This is a genomic window from Pseudomonas sp. gcc21, assembly GCF_012844345.1.
Taxonomy (GTDB): Bacteria; Pseudomonadota; Gammaproteobacteria; order Pseudomonadales; family Pseudomonadaceae; genus Halopseudomonas.
Map to the genome: position 1 here is coordinate 2,864,981 of NZ_CP051625.1, position 18,926 is coordinate 2,883,906.

At 60.7% G+C, this 18,926-nt stretch carries 12 protein-coding genes; 3 read left to right on the forward strand and 9 right to left on the reverse strand.

Features of this window, described 5'->3' with window-relative positions:
* Positions 1 to 3: 3 nt before the first annotated feature.
* Positions 4 to 1,740: a malate dehydrogenase (quinone) gene (mqo, locus tag HG264_RS13235; RefSeq protein WP_169408110.1), complete on the reverse strand. Its 1,737-nt coding sequence runs from the start codon at positions 1,738 to 1,740 to the stop codon at positions 4 to 6.
* A gap of 134 nt (positions 1,741 to 1,874) precedes the next feature.
* Here mqo and HG264_RS13240 point away from each other — a divergent pair, with 134 nt between their 5' ends.
* Complete coding sequence (locus HG264_RS13240; protein ID WP_169408111.1) at positions 1,875 to 2,072, forward strand: hypothetical protein; 198 nt, start codon at positions 1,875 to 1,877, stop codon at positions 2,070 to 2,072.
* 190 nt (positions 2,073 to 2,262) lie between these two features.
* Here HG264_RS13240 and HG264_RS13245 read toward each other — a convergent pair whose 3' ends face one another.
* The 4 genes from HG264_RS13245 to HG264_RS13260 form a co-directional block, all read right to left on the reverse strand.
* Positions 2,263 to 3,432, reverse strand: coding sequence for a cytochrome P450 (locus tag HG264_RS13245; RefSeq protein ID WP_169408112.1), 1,170 nt, complete (start codon positions 3,430 to 3,432; stop codon positions 2,263 to 2,265).
* Between the two features lie 42 nt (positions 3,433 to 3,474).
* Positions 3,475 to 6,309: an FAD-binding and (Fe-S)-binding domain-containing protein gene (locus tag HG264_RS13250; protein ID WP_169408113.1), complete on the reverse strand. Its 2,835-nt coding sequence runs from the start codon at positions 6,307 to 6,309 to the stop codon at positions 3,475 to 3,477.
* A gap of 32 nt (positions 6,310 to 6,341) precedes the next feature.
* Positions 6,342 to 7,487, reverse strand: coding sequence for an FMN-dependent L-lactate dehydrogenase LldD (lldD, locus tag HG264_RS13255; protein ID WP_169408114.1), 1,146 nt, complete (start codon positions 7,485 to 7,487; stop codon positions 6,342 to 6,344).
* A 124-nt stretch (positions 7,488 to 7,611) separates the two neighbouring features.
* Positions 7,612 to 9,306: an L-lactate permease gene (locus tag HG264_RS13260; RefSeq protein ID WP_169408115.1), complete on the reverse strand. Its 1,695-nt coding sequence runs from the start codon at positions 9,304 to 9,306 to the stop codon at positions 7,612 to 7,614.
* Positions 9,307 to 9,625: 319 nt separating this feature from the next.
* Here HG264_RS13260 and HG264_RS13265 point away from each other — a divergent pair, with 319 nt between their 5' ends.
* Complete coding sequence (locus HG264_RS13265; protein WP_169408116.1) at positions 9,626 to 10,393, forward strand: FCD domain-containing protein; 768 nt, start codon at positions 9,626 to 9,628, stop codon at positions 10,391 to 10,393.
* 90 nt (positions 10,394 to 10,483) lie between these two features.
* Here the strand turns inward: HG264_RS13265 and HG264_RS13270 are convergent, their stop codons facing one another.
* The 3 genes from HG264_RS13270 to HG264_RS13280 all read right to left on the reverse strand — a co-directional run bounded on the left by HG264_RS13270 (position 10,484) and on the right by HG264_RS13280 (position 17,390).
* A complete protein-coding gene (locus tag HG264_RS13270; RefSeq protein WP_169408117.1) occupies positions 10,484 to 12,679 on the reverse strand; it encodes a glycoside hydrolase family 9 protein in 2,196 nt (731 codons plus the stop codon).
* A gap of 529 nt (positions 12,680 to 13,208) precedes the next feature.
* The gene (locus HG264_RS13275) at positions 13,209 to 16,286 is read right to left on the reverse strand and encodes an efflux RND transporter permease subunit (protein ID WP_169408118.1); all 3,078 of its coding nucleotides are present in this window, start codon (positions 16,284 to 16,286) and stop codon (positions 13,209 to 13,211) included.
* Complete coding sequence (locus HG264_RS13280) at positions 16,287 to 17,390, reverse strand: efflux RND transporter periplasmic adaptor subunit (protein WP_169408119.1); 1,104 nt, start codon at positions 17,388 to 17,390, stop codon at positions 16,287 to 16,289.
* 178 nt (positions 17,391 to 17,568) lie between these two features.
* On the opposite strand from HG264_RS13280, the gene HG264_RS13285 reads away from it, so the two are divergent.
* Entirely contained in the window at positions 17,569 to 18,243 is a 675-nt protein-coding gene (locus HG264_RS13285) for a cytochrome b/b6 domain-containing protein (RefSeq protein WP_169408120.1), read from the forward strand.
* 171 nt (positions 18,244 to 18,414) lie between these two features.
* On the opposite strand, the gene HG264_RS13290 is transcribed toward HG264_RS13285, so the two are convergent.
* Complete coding sequence (locus HG264_RS13290) at positions 18,415 to 18,882, reverse strand: cytochrome c (RefSeq protein ID WP_169408121.1); 468 nt, start codon at positions 18,880 to 18,882, stop codon at positions 18,415 to 18,417.
* Positions 18,883 to 18,926 lie beyond the last annotated feature (44 nt).

The following is an 18,926-nucleotide window of genomic DNA, read 5'->3' on the forward strand; positions in this document are numbered from 1 at the left end:
GCTTCAGCGGTCTGTAGCGCTTTCCATACGCTCTTCCTCGTCCGCGTTCTCAATGTCTCCCGTTGGGCCGCCTACTGGTTCGGTGGTCTCCTCCAACGCTTCGCTAGTGGCGCTGTCATCCTGCGTGGTGCCGCTGTCGCTGCTTGGCAGGTTGGCTCGAACAAAAGCTTCCTGACCTTCCAGCTCCAGTACCTGGGACGAGTTGAGACGAACCTCGCGCAACAACTCGGGATTCTCGGCCAGCTTCATATCAAACGACGGAATGATTTCCTTAAGCGTCGCCTGCCACTCAGCGCTTTCAACTTGCTCGGGGAAGACCCGTGTCAGCAGATTGAGCATGATTGGCGGAGCAGTGGATGCTCCAGGAGACGCGCCCAGGAGTGTCGAAAAGGTGCCGTCCTCAGAGACCACCACCTCGGTGCCGAACTGCAGCGTTCCGCCTTCATCAGTCTTCTTGATGATCTGCACCCGTTGGCCGGCATTGGTGAGTTCCCAGTCGTCGGGATTCAACTCAGGATAGTAGGCACGTAGTGCGTCGAGCCGATCCTCGCGGTCCTGGAGCACTTCGCTAACCAGATAACGCACCAGATTGAAGTTACTCAGCCCCACTTCCATCATCGGCAGGATATTGCTGAAGGTTATTGAACTGAACAAATCCGTCCAGGAGCCTTCTTTCAGAAACTTGGTCGAAAAAGTAGCGAAGGGTCCGAAAAAGAGGGTGGGCTGGCCATTCAGATAGCGCAGATCAAGGTGTGGCACCGACATCGGTGGCGACCCTTCAGCGGCCAGGCCGTACGCCTTCGCCTGATGTTGTGACACTACCTCCGGATTCGTGGTGTAAAGAAAGGAGCCGCCCACCGGGAAACCGGCGTACTGCTTGGCCTCAGGGATACCGGACTCCTGAAGCAAAAGGAGCGCCGCCCCGCCGGCACCATTGAAAACGTAGCGGCTATTAACGGTCTCTGTTTCTCCGCTTTCAAGATTAGCCACAGTGACGCGCCATGTTCCATCCTCGTTACGTTCTAGCCCACGTATCTCACTATTGGTCGCCAGCGATATGTTTGGCTGTTGCGCCAGGTGATCTGCCATCTGACGCGTCAGCACGCCCCAATTGACTTCGGTGCCCAGATCCATGCGGGTGGCGGCCATGGGCGTGTCTTCCTCTCGGCCCGCCATCACCAATGGCAGCCACTCCGCGATGGTGGCTTTGTCCTCTGTGTATTGCATGCCGGTATAGAGCGGATTCTCCGACATCCGCTCGTAGCGCTCGTTCAGGAAGTCGATATTCTCCTGTCCCCATACCAGACTCATATGCGGTACTGACGAGATAAAGCTTTGGGGATCAGAAAGAACGCCCCGCTCGACCTGATGAGCCCAGAACTGCCGCGATATCTCAAACTGTTCGGTGACGCCGATCGCGCGAGCAATATCCACACCGCCGTCATCCGTGGTTGGGGTGTAGTTCATTTCGCAAAAGGCGGAGTGGCCGGTGCCAGCATTATTCCAGCCATCGGAACTCTCCTGTGCAATGCCGTCGAGGCGTTCGTATAACTGAATATTCCAATCGGGCTCAAGCTCGTTGAGCCAGGTGGCCAGCGTTACGCTCATGGTCCCGCCGCCTATCAGCACGACATCGACGATCTCCTGATCGCTCTGCGAAACCTCATCTGATTGGGCCAGAACATAGCCTGGCAGTAACCAGAGGTGCAGGAATAATGCTGCGGTCAATTGTTTTTTCATGGCAGTCTCGACTTGCTGGGTTGCGGAAACACTGTTCCGTGCACGGCGCTTGCGCTGTCGCGCATCGGATGGGTGGGCCGGTAAGTGTGTGCAAGGTGCAACACTATCGACAGCGCATGAGAGAGCTGTGTTGCATGGATAACGCGGAAAAAGATGAATTTACAGGGCAGATCAACACGGTTTTCCGTCAACAGCAAATCGATCAGCGTTCCGACTGCGCGGAAAGACGCCTGTTCGGCAAGCCTCTCCTATTTACAGGCGCACACCTGATACCGAAGGCATCCTCTCGGCACCATGCAGCTATCGCTGGCGAGCGTGATCGCGGCTGCTGACCAGGGTCAGCCAAAAATGGCAGCCTCGTTGACCAGATTGTGCGGGGCCATACGTACCTCGGGCGGTGGGGACAGTGCGATTAAAACGCGTAACGCCCTGCTGCGGCTTGATCGGCATCAATGCATGGGTGCACCCGGCTGATTATGCAAGAGCATGGCATTGAATCCCTTCCTTGCAACCGACACATGCCTATCGTTTTCCTATGACCATCGGAAGATAGCTGAAGCCACCTGTCGGGAAGAGCGCACGTTTGGGCTGTTCGCCGGCTGCCATTTCCAGCCGGTCCACTCTGGACAGGAATTCCTTCATCAGAATCGTCAGTTCCATTCTCGCCAGGGGCGCGCCTGGGCAGATGTGAACGCCCGCGCCGTAAAGCAGATTGTGCGCACTGTTCTGCTGCGGGCAAAACGCATCCGGATCGCCGAAAACCGCTTCGTCACGGTTGGCCGAAGCCCACAGAATAGTCAGCTTCTCGCCGGCGGGGATTTGTCTTCCTCCCATCTCGACTTCTCGCGTGGTTATCCGGCGATTGGACATCAGCGGCGCGTCCATACGCAGTATTTCATCGATGGCGTCTGACAGCTCCTTTTCACTGGTCTCGCCGGCGAGACGCTGCCGGAGATCCGGATGCTCGGACAGGTAGTTCAACACAATCGATACGCTCGAGCTGATCGTGCTGAGTTCACCGGCCGTCCAGTTCCGCAGCAGGCTCGTGAGTTCTTCATCGGTCATCGGCCGACCATTGACGGACTCTTCCATCAGCGACGTAGTGACATCCCTGGAGGCGTCGGCTCCGGCCTGGCGGCGGGTATTCAGCAAGCCTTTAATGTAGCCGTCAAACTCTTGCGCAACGTCCGCCATGGCCTGGCGGTCACCAGCAAGAGTAGCCCGATGGTTCCTGTTCACCCATTCGCGGAGAGGCTCATTCAGGGAGTCAGGCCAGCCCATAAAGGCGCACTGGATTTGCAGCGCAAACGCCTGACTGAACCGTTTGACGACATCAAACGGCTGGCTGTCCGGCAGACTATTAACGAGGTCGCGCGCGATTTCGCGACAAATCGGCTCAAATGCGTTCATCGCCTGGGGTGAGAAGTAAGGCTCAATCAGCTGGCGATAGGGGGTGTGCTCGGGCGGATCCATGCCATTCGGTACGGAAAGATGGCTCGAAGCCGCGCTGCTGAAGGTTTCATGATCGTCCAGAACCCGCTTCACGTCGGCATGCTTGAATACGGTCCAGTGCTGGAATTCGCTCCAGGCGACCGGACACTGCGCCCGCATGGCGTCGTAGGCCCGTGTCTGGGCGGATAAAACCTCATCTGCTCTGGGATTCCAGTCAGGTTTGCGGGTTTCGTCAATCATGGGTAACCCTCGAAGAAAATGTGTGGCGTCGTCGCCAAGACCTCAATAAGCATCAGAGTCCTGTTCCCGTGCCCGCGTAACGCGGTCCACAAGGTAGACCAGCCCATGGTAATCAACCCCGCCGTGCTGGCTCAGGCCGATCTCGCAGGTGCGGCTGGTGCTGATGCCCTCTGCGCAGTGCTGCACGGCATCCTGTAGATGACGCAGAGCGTGAGCGTTCAGTTCGGGCGTGGTGAAACCCTTGTCGCCGGCAAAGCCACAGCAGTGGATGCCTTCGGGGATCACCACCCGAGTGGTACAGCGTTTGACGATGTCAATGAGCCCCTGGGCTTCGCCCAGATGCTGGGTGCTGCAGGTGACGTGCACCGCGACCGGAGCCTGCTGCGCAGTAAATTCCAGGCGCTGCAGCAGGTGCTCGCGAATGAAACGCACCGGATCGTAGAGATCCAACCGTGGGTCGGCTCCATCCTGCAACAGACGCAGGGTGCAGGGACTGGTGTCGCAGTAGATGGGGTCCAGGCCGCCGCGGCTGGTCTCGAGCAAGGCCGCGATCGTTTCCTGCCGCTTGCGTTCGGCCTGCTCGGCGTAGCCTTTGGAGGCAAAGGGCTGTCCGCAACAGAGTTGGTTCAGCTGTGGCGGAAAAACCACCTGATAGCCGGCTTTTTCCAGCAGGGCCTGCGTCTTGTCCACCACCGGCATCTGTTCTGCATCGCCGGCGGACGGCCCCATGACGCGAGAAACGCACGCGGCCAGATAGACTACCCGTGGCCTGGAATCGACCACCGGGCAGGGCACACGCATGCTGCGAACCGGCTGCGGCATGGCGGTGGTCCACTGGGGTATCCGCCCGCTGCTCGCCTTGCTCAGCGCGGCCGAGGCGCGGGCCAGCAAGGGAGCGCCCAGCGTCATGCGTGCCCCCTTGGCGGCGTAGAGCATCAAGCGGGTAGCGCCCGCGGCGCCGCTAAAGTAATCCGTCAGCCAATCGGCGGTGCGCGTATTGGTCGCATCGCGGCCGCGCAACGTGCGCACCAGGTCGCCGGTGTTGATACCCACCGGGCAGCGCAGGGCGCACAGCCCGGTGGCGGCGCAGGTATCAATGCCCTGATATTGATAGGCGCGTTCCATGGCGGTGGTATCGATGCCGGCGCGCTTGTTCGCCTGGATATCGCGCCAGACGACAATGCGTTGGCGCGGGCTCAAGGTCAGCCCTCGGGAAGGACAGACCGGCTCGCAGAAGCCGCATTCGGTGCACTTGTCGATGATCTCGTCAGCGGGCGGCAGCGGCTTGAGGTGTTTGAGGTGAATCCGCGGATCATCGCTGAGCACCACATCCGGATTGAGAATGCCCTGCGGATCGAGCAGACGCTTGATCTGCCACATCAGCTGGTAGGCGTCGCTGCCCCATTCCAGCTCGACGAAGGGCGCCATGTTGCGTCCGGTGCCGTGCTCGGCCTTCAGCGAACCACCGAACTCCACTGCCACCAGTTGCGCGACATCCTGCATGAACGCTTCATAGCGAGCCACCTGCGCCGGGTCGTCGAAGCCCTGGGTAAACACAAAATGCAGGTTGCCTTCCAGCGCATGGCCGAAAATGATCGCCTCGTCATAGCCGTGGCGCTCGAACAGTTCGATCAGCCGATTGACCCCCTCGGCCAGTTGCTCGATGGGGAAGGTCACATCCTCGATTATCACCGTGGTGCCGGTCTGGCGCACCGCGCCGACGGCGGGAAAGGTGTCCTTGCGAATCTTCCACAGCTGGTTGTAAACAGCCGGGTCTTCGCTGAAGTCGACGCGCTTCTCCAGCGTGAAGTCGGCAATCGACGCCATGATCAGCGCCAGCTGCTCGTGCAGCAGGGACTGGCTGGCGGCGCGCGATTCAATCAGCAAGGCGCAGGCATTGGCCGACAGACCTTTTACCCAATCAGGCATGCCCGGTTGGTTCTCCACCGAGTGCAGGCTGCGTCTATCCAACAACTCCACCGCCGACACTGGCTGCGGCTTGAGCGCCGCCACGGCGCGGCAGCAGCTTTGCACGTCGGGGAATACCAGCAGCGCGCTGGCCTTGTGCGGGTAGTCCGGCACCGTGTTGTAAGTGACCGAACTGATAAAGCCCAGGGTGCCCTCGGAGCCGACCATCAGATGACTGAGCATATCCAGCGGTGCATCGAAGTCGACCAGGGCGTTGAGCGATAAACCGGTGGTATTTTTCAGCCGGTATTTGTGGCGGATTCTGTCGGCGAGGGCGGTATTGGCCCGGGTCAGGCGGCCGAGTTCGGCCAGGTGCCCTAGCAGTTCGGCGTGGCTGGTCTCGAAGGCCGAAACGCTCTGCGGGTCTTCGCTGTCCAGCACGCTGCCATCGGCCAGCACCAGGCGGATACCGGCCAGGGTATGGTAGGTATTCTGCGCCGTGCCACAGCACATGCCGCTGGCATTATTGGCGACGATCCCACCGATCTTACAGGCGTTGATCGATGCCGGATCGGGGCCAATCTTGCGTAGAAAGGGCGCCAGTGCCGTATTGGCCTGGGCGCCGATCACTCCCGGTTGCAGACGGATCTGCCGGCCCTGATCACGCACCTCGCGGCCGTTCCAGTGATCGCCCAGCACAATCAGCAACGAATCGGAGATCGCCTGGCCAGACAGGCTGGTGCCGGCAGCGCGGAAGGTCACCGGCACCTGATGACTACTAGCCAGCTTGAGCAGCTGCACGACTTCCGCCTCCGACTCGACACGCACCACCAGCTTGGGGATCAGCCGGTAGAAGCTGGCATCCGTGCCGAAGGCCAGTGTGGAAAGCGGATCGTCGAAGCGCCGCTCGCCCGGAATCACGCGTTCGACGGCTGTCAGAAAGGCTGTTGGCAGGCTAGAGGCGGTCATGGCAACTCCGGTCGTCATCAAGGGTGCCAGGCTCAGCGGCCGAGCTCGCGTACCAGGGAATCGGCGCTGATGTCTGCAATGGTTCTGGCACCGGTCAGTACCATGGCCACGCGCATCTCCTTGTCGATCAGCTCCAGCAGATTGCTCACCCCGGCGCCGCCGGCTGCAGCCAGCGCGTACACATAGGCGCGGCCCAGCATCACGGTGTCGGCGCCCAGTGCGAGCATTCGCACCACGTCCAGGCCCGTGCGAACGCCCGAGTCGGCCAGGATGGTCAGATCGCCCTTCACCGCATCGGCAATCGACGGCAGCGCGCGCGCACTGGACAGCACGCCATCGAGCTGGCGTCCGCCGTGGTTGGATACCACGATCCCGTCGGCACCGAAGCGCACTGCGTCACGCGCATCGTCGGGGTCAAGGATGCCCTTGATGACCATCGGACCGTCCCAGAATTCGCGGATCCACTCCAGATCCTTCCAGGATATGGACGGATCAAAATTCTCCCCCAGCCAGCCGATGTAGTCCGCCAGCCCGGTGGGATTGCCACGGTAGGTGGAGATGTTGCCCAGATCGTGGGGCCGGCCGAACAGGCCGACATCCCAGGCCCAGGCGGGATGCGTCACGGCCTGCAGCATCCGCCGCATGGGCGCATTCGCGCCGCTCATGCCGGAATGAGCATCACGGTAACGCGCCCCCGGCACCGGCATGTCGACGGTAAATACCAGGGTCGTGACGCCGGCGGCCTTGGCGCGCTCCAGGGCATTCTTCATGAAGCCCCGGTCCCTGAGCACGTATAGCTGGAACCACATCGGCCGCTTGATCGCCGGCGCGACTTCCTCGATAGGACACACCGAGACCGTGGAGAGGGTAAAAGGAATGCCCTTGTCCGACGCCGCTTTCGCCGCCTGCACTTCGCCGCGCCGGGCGTACATGCCGGTCAGGCCGACTGGCGCCAAAGCCACGGGCATCGACAGTGTCTCGTTGAACAGGCGGGTCTCCAGACTCAGCTCGGACATGTCACGCAACACCCGCTGGCGCAGCGCTATTCCGGCCAGATCCTCGACGTTACGCCTGAGGGTGTGCTCGGCGTAGGAGCCGCCGTCTATGTAATGGAAGAGAAACGCTGGCAGTTTGCGTTGTGCTGCGGCGCGGTAATCGGTAGAGGCCGAAATGATCATGTGCATTACTCTGAAGCTGAAAAAAGACGCCGGGAATCTGAGGCGCCGCGGTTGTCAGCGGCGTTCCAGGTTCGCTGGCGAAGAAACAACCGTGCGCTTCAGCCAGGCCGGAGCGCACCTTGGGTCAACTGGCCGCCAGCGGGTCACTAACACCCAGTACATACACGGCGAACAATGCGATCAACCCGGTGAACAGCACGTAGTAAAGGGTAGGCCAAATGGTTTTGCGCAGGATGTTGCCCTCGCGTCCGAGCAGCCCTACGGTCGCGGACGCCGCCACTACGTTGTGGATGGCGATCATATTCCCTGCTGCTGCACCTATGGCCTGTGCCGCAACAATCAACGCACCGGAAATGCCCAGGTTGTCGGCGACGCCAAACTGGAACTGGCTGAACATCATGTTGCTGACCGTATTGGAACCGGCGATAAACGCGCCCAGCGCACCAATACTCGGCGCCAACAGCGGGTAGATGCCACCGACGCTCTCGGCCACCCAGAGCGCCATCAGAATCGGCATACTGGCCAACTCTGCCTCGTTAACCCCGGAGTTAATCAGAATACGCACCATGGGCAGGGTAAACAGCAACACAAAGCCGGCGCTGAGCAACACACCGGATGACTCCTTTACGGCGGCGCCCAGCTCCCGGGCTTTCATGCCGTGCAGGAAGAAGGTTGCGATGACCACTGCAACCAGAATACCGCCCGGCAGATACAAAGGCATGAAGCTGGCGCTGACGCCGCTCTCGCCCAAAATGTCCGGAAAGCTGACCGCCACGGCCTTCAACGCCGCATCCACCTCCGGTATCACGCGGCTGATGACAAGCAAGAGGCCGACCAATACGTAGGGTAGCCAGGCGCGGATGCTGCTCATTGATTTCGCTGTCAGCTGGTCCAGTTTCATCTCCACCGTGCCCAGCCACTCACTGGGCCAGTCCTTCGCCGGGGCGAAATCCCAGGTCGTTTTCGGCAACAGAAAGCCCTTGCGCACGGCGGTGGTGACGATGGCCAGGCCGATCAGGCCGCCGCCAAGTGATGGGAATTCCGGACCGAGAAAAATGCCGGTAGCCGCATAGGGCAGGGTGAAAGCCAGGCCGGCGAACAGCGCGAACGGTAGCACCTCAAAGCCCGCTTTCCAGCTCTTCTCCGCCCCGAAGAAGCGCGTCAGCATCAGCACCATGATCAGTGGCATGGCGGTTCCGACGATGGCATGGATGATCGCCACCTCGCTAGTGATCAACTGCAGAAACTCTGCCCATGACGAGCCCTGCTCGATGAGCTGCGCGCCGATGACGGTGGAGTCCAGCCCGGTGCTTACCCCAACGATGATAGGCGTACCCACCGCACCAAAGGACACCGGCGTGCTCTGTACCAGCATGCCCATCAGCACCGCAGCCATGGCCGGAAATCCGATGGCCACCAGCAAGGGCGCAGCGATCGCCGCCGGGGTGCCAAAGCCCGAGGCGCCTTCAATAAAGCAGCCGAATAGCCAGGCGATGATGATCGCCTGAATACGGCGGTCAGGACTGATAGTGGCGAAGCCAGCACGGATCGCGGTGATGCCGCCCGAATGCTTGAGCGTATTGAGCAGCAATATCGCGCCAAAGATAATCCACAGCAGCCCGAGGGTAATGACCAGACCCTGAAGCGTTGAGGCCAGGACCCGGTTGAGACTCATGTCCCAGGCGAACAGACCCACGGCTGCGGTAACCAGGTAGACCAGGGGCATGGCGCGTTTCGCCGGCCAGCGGAGGCCAACCAGCAATATGGCGGCCAGAAGAATGGGGGCAAATGCCAGGAGAGCGAGCAGACCAGTAGACATGGTGATGCTCCCCTATCGCTGAGCGCGGCGGCGCATACAGCGCACAGCACGGTAAACAGGAAGGATCGAGTTCGACATTGGAAAACCTCTGCTCGTTGTTGGAATTATTCTCAGGCTTTGCATTGATTGGTAAGACCAATTTACAAATGATGGGATTCAGACTAAGAGTCAGATGTTTAGCTGTCAATTGGCGGGGTATACCCCTTTAGTCGAAGGGGCCGGCCAGGCAGCGCCGTTGCCGGGTCCTCAGTGGCTGGTTAAACTGATTCGTTAGCGGTACCGAGCGCGAAGCAAGGGCCGGCCACGGTTGGAGAGAGATATGGGGTTCGGTCAGATAAAGGTGCGTCGATTGTCAGACGACATCGTCACCAAGCTGGAAGGCATGATCCTCGAAGGCACACTCAGAGCCGGTGAGCGCCTGCCCGCCGAGCGGGTGCTGGCAGAGCAGTTCGGCGTCTCGCGCCCATCGCTGCGCGAAGCGATCCAGAAACTGGCGGCCAAGGGGCTGCTGGTCAGCCGTCAGGGAGGCGGCAATTACATTGCCGAATCCCTGGGCTCCACGTTCAGCGATCCCCTGTTGCCCTTGCTGGAAGACAACCCCGAAGCGCAGCGCGACCTGCTGGAATTTCGCCACACCCTCGAAGGCGCCTGTGCCTATTACGCGGCGCAACGGGCGACCGAGCCGGATCGCCAGCGGTTGACCGAAGCCTTCGAGGCCCTGCAGGACTGTTACGCTCGGGTCGGCAAGACCAGCCGGGCCGACGAAGGCGCGGCGGATGCCCGTTTTCATCTGGCCATAGCCGAGGCCAGCCACAACGCCGTGCTGCTGCATACCATCCGCGGCCTTTTCGACCTGCTCAAGCGCAACGTGGTGACCAATATCGGCGGCATGTACGCCCAGCGTACCGAAACCCGCGACATGCTGATGAAGCAGCATAACGAACTGTATCGGGCAATCATGGCCGGTAAGGCGGACGCGGCACGGGACCTTTCCGACCAGCATATCCACTACGTGCAGGAAGTGCTGGCTGACGTGCTGGATGAAAATCAGCGAGTGGCCCGAGCAGAGAGACGGCAGAAGCGCTAACCACGGCTATCGGGCCAAAGAAACGTTCATCTTCGTAACCTGCGCGCTCATACCAGAGCGCCTGGGCGCTCCGGTATGAAGGTTAGGCCATTACTGACACACCGCCCCGTTCACAGTCGGAACCTGCGCCGGTCCGTTGCCCTTGTTGGCCTGGAAACCGAACTCCATCGTCTGGCCTGGTTGTACGACAGCGTTCCAGCCGACATCGGTCGCGCGGTAGGGATCATTGCCGGACAGCTTGGCATTCCAGATATTGGTGATCTCGGTACCATCATCGTAGCGCCACTCCAGGCTCCAGTCCTGTACCGGTTCGCTGCCGTTATTGATGATGCGTACCGCCGCGGTAAAGCCGACGTTCCACTCATTTGACACCACGTATTCACACTGCACTGGGCCACCGGACGTTGGCGGCGGTGGGTCAGTAGGTGTTTCATTATCAGGCGGTGTGTCGGTATCGGGTGGCGGGCTTACCGGGCCACCTTCGGCGGCGCCGGCATAATCGTTATAGAAGGCCAACACCCAGGCCAGCGCGCCGTTCCAGTTGATGGTGATCTCATTGGTGGACCAGGCATCGATCTTGTCGACATAGCAGGTCGCCGGACGCGCGCCACAGCCGCCAAGTGCCGCCTGGGATACGCCGTCTTCCAACCCGGTATTGGGCCCGCCCGCCAACGCGCCCGGTGGCAGCCAAGGATAGTTTCCGTTCAGCGCGCCGGTCCAGAAACGGTGGTGTGGCTGTTTCAATGCATTCTCACCGTGGCCTGACACAAAGGAGAACGACAGGGCGTTGCGGCCAAACAGATAGTCCAGCGCCTTGCCGAACGCATCGCCATAGCGGCGGTCGTCGGTGAAGTCATAGGCCAGGCCAACCAGGAACAACTTATTGGCCATGACGTTGTTGGAGCCCCAGTAATACTCATGCTGGCTGGTCGGCACCAAATAGCCCACGCTGTTGATGGTGTTGACGTGGTTATCGGCGATTTCGGCGATCTTGCGCTGGGCGCTTCCACGCAGGCTGGTGGTGTGCGGGGCGGGCACCACGGCGAGGGACATCAGGCCCGGCAGCTCCGTATCCGGCCAGCCAAAATCAATACGGTTGACCTGATAAGTGTTGATGGTCTGCAGATAGCGCTCATCGCCGGTGGTGATGTACAACTCAGCCGCGGCCCAGTAGAACTCGTCCGCTGCGTTGCCGTCACCATAGGCGCCGCCGCCATCGTCGTAGCCACCGTGGTAGAGATCATTGGGGTTACGCTTTGCGGCTTCCCAGGCTGTCTGCGCTGCAGTCAGGCAGCGGTTGGCATAGGCACTGTCGATATTCTTCCAGAGCCGGGCGCACTGTGCGCCCGTAGCGGCCAGATTGAGCGTCGCGGTGGTACTCGGCGGCACTAGCGCGCGCTCGTTACCGTCTTCATGGGGCGCCAATGGCAGCCCGGTCCAGCCAATGTCATGCACCTTGTGATGCGCCATGCCAGCCTTCGGCTGGCCTTCCGGCACCTGCATGGACAGCATGAAATCCATTTGCCAGCGCACTTCATCGAGGATATCCGGCACACCGTTGCCGCTTTCCGGAATGTTCAGCGTGCCGTCGGCGAAGGCCGCAGCGTTGCTGCCCAGGTGCAGCGCGCGCTCGTACATGTTGAGCAGCTTCCACACCGAAATTCCGCCATTGACCACGTACTTGCCGTGGTCACCCGCGTCATACCAGCCCTTGGTCACGTTAAGCGAATAATTACAGGTCCCCGGCCAGCACTGGACATTTTCATCACCGCGGTTGGCACCCTGGTTCAAATGGCCGGCCGGGCGGGCCCAACGGCTGTTCGCGGCGTAACTGGAGTTGCCACCACCGGTGAAGCGGGTCTCGATCCGGATGCCGCTACGGTTGTGATAGAAGTATTTCAGCGAGTCATAAAGCACGCCGCTAAACAGGTTCTCATCGACGGCGAAGGGATAACTCTGGTCGCTGCCCACGTGCAGTGTGAGATTGTCGGCGGATTCATCAAATTCGCTGAGGTCGATGTGGTGCAGGTTCTCACCGCTGGCGCCGTCACGCCCAAAGGGGACGGTCTGGCCGCTGGCAAGGGCCGTATTGCCGCGACGAAGCTCCCACTGAAGGGGCGCATTGCCATTCGTGGCATACACTGCGATCTTGGGTCCGGCCGGAATATAGCCCAGCTGGTTGACCCGCGGATTGCCGGTCTCGGCAACGGCTGCACCTGCGGTTGCGCACAGTAGCGCCGCGGCAACAAGGGTTCGTCGAAAAGGCGTTGTTCTAAAAGCTGACATTGGAGTGGTCTCCTGTTGGTTCATCCCGTCGCAGACGGGTTTGGCGCAACCTGGTAATGCAGGAGATTTCGGAAGGGCATGCTTCCTCATCCAACCAAAGGATGGCGAGAGTCAGGCAGTATATGCGGGTTGTTTTCTAGCGCTACTGGCCTCTGCGGGGCATGCGTCAGTTTGTGATACGACTCCCACGCCACTTGATGATGCGGAACTTCTGCCGGGCTATACGGCCGCGAACTCGGAGGGAATAGTGGAGTTGTAACAAGGGCTTTGGCGTAGCGCAGGCGCGCTACACCCCCGGGTGCGTCGCGCCATAGCGCCTAAACACCGATCCGGCTGAATCGAGGCGGTTTGCTCTGGGGTTGGCGTGCGCCTGCGCGCCGACAGGCATTGGCTTGAGGCGAGGCGGGGATGTAGCGCAGACGCGCTACACCTCAGGTGACATTCGGTCTCTGCATTCAACGCGCTCCCCAAGGTCGCTTCGCCTTTCTATCCAGGCCAGCTTCCGGGTGTCACGCCGACATGTCTGCCATCAATTTCCGTGCTGCATCGCTCGGGCGGGTGAAATACCAAAGAACACGCTGTAAAGCACCGGCAGGATCACCAGCGTCAGCACCGTGGCGAAGCCCAGGCCGAACATGATCACCACGGCCATGCTCTGGAAAAACCCATCAGTCAGCAGCGGCGCCATGCCGAGGATGGTGGTCAGGGCGGCCATGGAGACCGGGCGAACCCGGCTGATGGCCGAGGTCACCAATGCATCATAGGCGTCCCGTCCGCTGTCCAGCTGCAGACGGATCTCATCCACCAGCACGATGCCGTTCTTCACCAGCATGCCGCTCAGACTCAGGAAGCCCAGCAGCGCCATGAAACCGAAGGGGATGCCGGTCAACAGGAAGCCGATGGTCACGCCAATAACCGCAAGCGGTACGGTCAGCCAGATGATGATGGCGCGCTTGAAGGAGTCGAACAGCAGGATGGTGATGAGAAACATCGCCAGATAGCCCAGCGGCAAACTCCCGAATACTGCGCGCTGGGCCTTTTTCGAGTTCTCGTACTCGCCACCCCATTCCAGACTGTAGCCCCGTGGCAGTTCGATGGCTTCGATCTCTGGCTTCACCCGCTCAAACAGCTGTGCTGCCGTCTCGCCACTGGTGATTGCAGGGTCGGCCTGCACCGTCAGGGTTCGCTTGCGATCGCGGCGCATGATCAACGGATCTTCCCATTCGGTCACAAACCCATTGACCACCTGCTCGATCGGCACATAGGTGCCGCGACCATTACTCCAGATCAGCAGGTCCGCCAGGCCCGAGGCATCCAGCCGCTCTTCAGCCGGCGTGCGCGCAACGATGGGCAGCATCCGCGTGCCATCCCTGTACAGACCAACGCTCAAGCCGCTGAAATTCATCTTCAGCATGCTGTCCATATCGCGCTTGTCGACGCCCAGCTCGCGTGCCTGGGACTCGACAAACTGCGGTCGCACCAGCTTGGTCCGCTCGCGCCAGTCATGCATCACCGCATCGGAAACCGGGTCCTCACGCATGATTGCGATCGCCTGGGCGCCGAGCTTGCGCAGCACAATCGGATCCGGGCCGGTGAAGCGCGCTTCGATCTTGCTGTCCGTTCCCGGCCCAAGCATCAACTGCTTGATCTTTGCCTGCACGCCTGGATGTTCGTCATGCAGATAGGCATCCAGCTGCCTGATCAGCGGCTGGATCTGGTCACGATTCTCGGTGCGCACCAGTAGCTGCGCGTAATTGGCGTGCCGCCGCTGGGGGAAGTAGGTGAGGATGAAACGCAGCGCGCCCTGGCCGATAGTGGTGCTGACCTGCTGCACACCCTCTTGCTCGAGCACGTAACGATCAATCTGCGCGACGACCTCCTCGGTATGCCGGATGTCGCTGCCCTTGGGAAACCACAGGTCAACGAAGAACATCGGCGTATTGGACGGCGGGAAAAAGCTCTGACGGACCTGGGTGAAACCGATGACCGAGCCGACCATCAGAACTCCGAGTATCACCAGCGTGAGCGTGCGTTGACGCAACGCCAGGGCAAGCATGGCGCGGTACGCAGTAAAGATGATGCCGCGGTAGGGGTCCGTGATTTCAGGCTGGTCCGCGCCGGGCGCGGCGTCCCTGAACAGCAGGCTGGCAAAAAACGGGGTGAGGGTGATCGCGGTGACCCAGCTGAGAAACAGCGAAATCAGCAGCACCTGGAACAGCGAGATGGTGTATTCGCCTGTGGCGTGATCAGACAGGCCGATCGGTGCAAAGGCAATGATCGCGATGACCGTGGCGCCGAGCAGCGGCATCATCGTCTGGCTGACGATATTGCGTGCGGCCTGCATCGTCGTCTCGCCGCGTTGACGACCGACCAGAATGCCCTCGACCACAACGATGGCATTGTCCACCAGCATCCCCAGCGCAATCACCAGCGCGCCAAGGGAAATGCGCTGCAGCTCAATGCCCAACATCTTCATGAAAATAAAGGTGCCCAGCACGGTAAGCGCCAGCACCAGGCCGATCAGCAGACCGCTGCGCAGCCCCATGAAGACCAGCAACACACCGATCACGATGGCGACCGAGGCGAGAAAGTTGAATACGAACCCGCGCACCGAGCTTTGTACTTCATCGGCCTGATTGTAGAAGACGGCGATATCCATTCCGGCCGGGCGGTCCTGATCCAGCTCTACCAGACGCTGTGCGACCGCCTCGCCCACATCCACCACGTTGACATGGTCGGCAAAGGAGACGCCCAGACCCAGTGCCGGCTGACCACCGGAGCGATACAGGTTGCCCGGCCGCTCGGTGAAGCCGCGGCGCACATCGGCAATATCACCCAGATAGATACGCTGTGCGCTACCGGGCTCGCTGATGATGAGCTGCTCAAGCTCGCGGACGCTCTGGAATTCACCGGTGGGATGCAGGCGGATTGATTCGCTGCCGACCAGCATATGGCCGGCATCCGACACGACGTTCTGATTGCTCAGTACCTGCTGCAATCGCTGCGGCGCGATCCCCAGGCTGGCGAGCCGGGCGCGGGAAATCTCCAGATGGATTTCCTCCTGCGGGGCCCCGGCGATGGACACCTTGGCCACGCCGGGAACCAGAACCAGCTCACGGCGCAGATATTCGGCGAAATCGCGCAATTCGGTGAAGTTGTAGCCGGCGCCACTGAGCATCATGAAGGTGCCGAAGACGTCGCCAAAGTCATCATTGATCTGCGGATCGCCGACGCCGGCCGGTAGAGTGGGCCGCACATCATTTACGTGCCGCCGCATCTCGTCCCAGATCTGCGCAAGCTCCTCGGCGCCATACTGGCTTTGAATCTCGATGGTGATCTGCGACAGCCCGGCGCTGCTGATGGAGGTGATTTCCTCGATGTAGGGCAGTTGCTGGATGGCATTTTCCAGCGGGTAGGTGACTTCCTCTTCGACCTGTAGCGGCGAAGCACCCGGATAGGGCGTCACCACCATGGCCATTTTCAATGTAAAGGCGGGGTCTTCAAGCCGGCCCAGCCCGAGAAAGGCGATCAAGCCGCCGATACCGAGGATCATCGCAATCAGCCAACTGCTGACCCGGCGCTTGATGAAATAACCGGCAACGTCCATTTACAGTCCCCGCTCGCGTTCCCAGGCCCGCACCCTGCGACCCTCCGACAGCTCCGCGCTGCCAACGGCGACAATCTGCTCGCCCGGTTTCAGCCCTTCCAGAATCTCAATGCCGTTGCGGGTAAGTTCACCCACCGTTACATCGCGGGCACTGACCTGAAGGCCCTCATCCGCCTCGCTGACAATCCAGACCCGGCGCTGGTCGGCATCACCCGTATCCGGGCTGAACACGGCTTCCACCGGTACGGTTACCGCCACAGGCGCGCTGTGGCGCAGTTTGGCAAAATCGATGATCACCTTGGCGCTCATGCCTGGCAGCAGAACCAGCCCTTCCGGCGGTTGCACACTCAGGGTCACCTGATAGGTCAGCGTTTTGGGGTCCGGCTGGCTGGCGTGCTCCTTGTAGCGAGCATCGAGATCAAGATCCGGCAGGTTCTCCATGCGCACACGAGGATGGTATTCAATAATGTCCATATCGCGGCGCAGCGACGACAACAGGTTCTCCGGCACCTGGAACACCACATCCATGCTGCCACCGGCATACAGTGTGATGATCGGCTGATTGGCCTGAACAACCTGATAGCGTTCGACATGGGTACGGGCTACCAGCCCATCGAAGGGCGCGCTCAAACGGGTGTAGGCCAGCTGCTGACGGGACAACTCGAGGGCTGCTTCCGCCTGATTGAACTGCGCCTGACGCTCGTCGACCTCCGCCTGGGACACCATTTTGCGGTCCACCAGCTGCTTCATCCGCTCCAGTTGCGAGCGGGTCAGATCATAGGACGACTGCGCATCGTTGAGTCGCAGGCGGTAGTCGGTATCGTCCAGCTCCGCCACCAGCTCGCCCCGAGCTATCCGCTGGCCCTCACGCACGGCCAGATTCTGCAGCTGGCCGCCGATGCGAAAGGACAGCTCGGCTTCTTCAGGGGATTTGAGCCGGGCCGGAAACTCCCGGATCTGGTTACTGGCAGGATCGCCCACAGTGAAAATCTTGACCGGGCGAGGAGCTTGCTCCGGCTCGGCGGCCTGCTCGGAGCAGGCAGAGGCGAGGGCAACAATCAGCGATACTGACAGGGCGCGAACCCAGCGGTTTAAGCACGACATGAGGTCCATCTTCTTTGGCGTTGAACGTGGGGCGATTATAGGGCACAGCAGGCGTAATTCAGCAAACATAACGGCAACTGGCGGAAAACTCCGCGTGGCGTGGTGGGCGCTTCGCTTGCCGGCCCGGGTTTCGGCGGTTAGCCTTTCGCCTCTTCAAATATCAGGAGCATCCGCTGTCATGCAGGTTCGAGTATGGGATCTTCCGTTACGCGTGTTTCACTGGCTGCTGGTTGTGGCTGTCACCGGTGCGCTGGTCACCATCTACCTGGGCGGCACCTGGATGGTCTGGCACGAGCGCTTCGGTTTGGCTGTGCTGGGTTTGCTGGTGTTTCGGGTGTTGTGGGGGCTGGTCGGCTCGACGCACGCGCGCTTCAGTGATTTTTTCCCCACGCCGGGTGCGCTGTTTGCACAACTGCGCGGGCGCTGGCAGGGCGCTGGGCACACACCCGTTGGCGGTCTGTCGGTGTTCGTAATGCTCTGCCTGTTCGGCTTTCAGGCGTTGTCAGGTCTGGTGGCCACAGACGATATCGCCTTCTCCGGCCCTCTGCGCGGCCTGGTATCCTCCAGTTTCGGCAATACCCTGACCAGCTGGCATCGCTGGACCGAGGAGCTGATCTACGTGGTGATCGGGCTGCACATTCTGGCAATCGTTATCTATCAGCTACGCGGCAAGAAGCTGGTCGGCGCGATGCTGCACGGCAAGAAGAAGGTGAACGAACCCGTCTCCGACACCCGTCATGGCAGCTGGATTGCGCTGGTGATCGTACTGATACTGGCGGGACTGGCAGTGTGGGCGGCGTCGGGCGCCTGGATACCAGCACCAGCGCCGGCGCCTGCCACGCCGGCCTGGTAATTATTCCTATAGTCATTGAACCTTTGAAAAACGTAACGAGCGAAGGTCAGGCAAGGCGAAATCGAGCGAAAAGCGGACCGGGCTGGCGTACCAGTTTACGTATTGTAAATGAGCATTTTTCGCGAGATTTCAACGCAGCATGGCCGAGCGCAGTAGTTTTGCAGAGGTTCCCTACTTCTGGCGGTACTTATCGTGGCAGGCCTTGCAGGTCTGTCCGACTTCACCGAAGGCGGTGCGGACCTTGCTCTGATCGCCTTCGCTGGCCGCAGCAACCAGATTGTCGGCAGCTTTGGTCAGGTCGCCAGACAGCTTGATCACGTCAGGCGTGTTGTCGAACATTTCCGGCTTCACGCGAGTCACCTGGTCGCCCACATTCTGTTCAGTACCCGGACCAAACAGCGCACCCATGCCCGACTTGGAAATAGCGGAAATAGCATTGGCCGCAGCCAGTACCTGATCAGGGTTGTAGGCGACGCTTTCGTCAATCACCTGCTCCTTGATCTTGCCCATGTTCCAGCCCATGAAGCTGTAGCCAGCCTTGCGGAACTTGATCTGGTCTTCCGGCGAAACCTGTGCCTGCGCCGTCAGGCTGGCTGCGAACAGGGAGGCGCATAGCGCGCCAGCAATTGCGATTTTCATCGTTACTCCTTATCAGGGCTTTTCATTCGGTGCCCGGGGCGGGC

Excerpts from the sequence above, each read along its gene's own strand:
- HG264_RS13270 (WP_169408117.1), bottom strand. The coding sequence starts at position 12,679 with ATGTCAGCTTTTAGAACAACGCCTTTTCGACGAACCCTTGTTGCCGCG.
- HG264_RS13265 (WP_169408116.1), top strand. The coding sequence starts at position 9,626 with ATGGGGTTCGGTCAGATAAAGGTGCGTCGATTGTCAGACGACATCGTC.
- HG264_RS13290 (WP_169408121.1), bottom strand. The coding sequence starts at position 18,882 with ATGAAAATCGCAATTGCTGGCGCGCTATGCGCCTCCCTGTTCGCAGCC.
- mqo (WP_169408110.1), bottom strand. The coding sequence starts at position 1,740 with ATGAAAAAACAATTGACCGCAGCATTATTCCTGCACCTCTGGTTACTG.
- HG264_RS13275 (WP_169408118.1), bottom strand. The coding sequence starts at position 16,286 with ATGGACGTTGCCGGTTATTTCATCAAGCGCCGGGTCAGCAGTTGGCTG.
- HG264_RS13250 (WP_169408113.1), bottom strand. The coding sequence starts at position 6,309 with ATGACCGCCTCTAGCCTGCCAACAGCCTTTCTGACAGCCGTCGAACGC.
- HG264_RS13245 (WP_169408112.1), bottom strand. The coding sequence starts at position 3,432 with ATGATTGACGAAACCCGCAAACCTGACTGGAATCCCAGAGCAGATGAG.
- HG264_RS13260 (WP_169408115.1), bottom strand. The coding sequence starts at position 9,306 with ATGTCTACTGGTCTGCTCGCTCTCCTGGCATTTGCCCCCATTCTTCTG.
- HG264_RS13240 (WP_169408111.1), top strand. The coding sequence starts at position 1,875 with ATGGATAACGCGGAAAAAGATGAATTTACAGGGCAGATCAACACGGTT.
- HG264_RS13280 (WP_169408119.1), bottom strand. The coding sequence starts at position 17,390 with ATGTCGTGCTTAAACCGCTGGGTTCGCGCCCTGTCAGTATCGCTGATT.
- HG264_RS13285 (WP_169408120.1), top strand. The coding sequence starts at position 17,569 with ATGCAGGTTCGAGTATGGGATCTTCCGTTACGCGTGTTTCACTGGCTG.
- lldD (WP_169408114.1), bottom strand. The coding sequence starts at position 7,487 with ATGATCATTTCGGCCTCTACCGATTACCGCGCCGCAGCACAACGCAAA.